At 77.2% G+C, this 659-nt stretch carries 1 protein-coding gene; it reads right to left on the bottom strand.

Annotation, left to right across the window (positions count from 1 at the left end):
* Positions 1-659, bottom strand: a 659-nt coding sequence (locus tag E6R62_RS38040; protein ID WP_206309005.1) for a 1-phosphofructokinase family hexose kinase, incomplete at both ends; no start/stop codon positions are given.

Genomic DNA, 659 nt, shown 5'->3' with positions numbered 1-659 from the left:
CATGGAGGCAGCGGCGGAGCCGTAGGCGACCGCGGTCCGCAGCCGCTCGGCCGGCGGGGCGCCGGCGAGGTGGGCGAGCAGGTAGCCGGCCAGGCTGCTGTCGCCGGCGCCGACGGTGCTGCGCACCGTGATCCGGGGCGGGAGCGCCGACCAGAGGCCGCCGTCCGCCGTGGACAGCACCGCGCCGTCGCCGCCGAGGGTGAGCAGCACCTCGGCGACGCCCCGGTCGTGCAGCGTCCGGACTGCCGCCAGTGCCACCGCGGGATCGCCGAGGATCTCCTCCTCGGACACGCCGGCCAGCTGGGCGAGCTCCTCGGTGTTGGGCTTGAGCAGGTCCGGCGCCGCCTCGGGGCCGGCGGCCAGGAGCGCCAGGAGCGGCGCCTCCGAGGTGTCGACGGCGACGCCCGCGCCGGTGTTCCGCAGCGAGGCCACGAGCGTGCCGTACCAGTCCACCGGGGTGCCGGGAGGCAACGAGCCCGACAGCGCGACCCAGCGGGCGCCGTCGGCGTGCTGGTGGAGGACGGCGGCCAGGGTCGCGCGGGTGTCGTCGTCCAGCGGGGTGCCGGGCTCGTTGAGCTTCGTGGTGGTGCCGTCGGGCTCGGTGAGCGTGTAGTTGGTGCGGACGGCGGCCGCGACCGGCACCGTGGCCAGGTCCAGCC

The sequence above is a fragment of the Streptomyces sp. A1136 genome (genome assembly GCF_004795055.1).
In the GTDB taxonomy this organism is placed as follows: Bacteria; Actinomycetota; Actinomycetes; order Streptomycetales; family Streptomycetaceae; genus Streptomyces.
The sequence above is the reverse complement of the archived record's forward strand: the minus strand, read 5'-3'. Positions and strand labels throughout refer to the sequence as shown.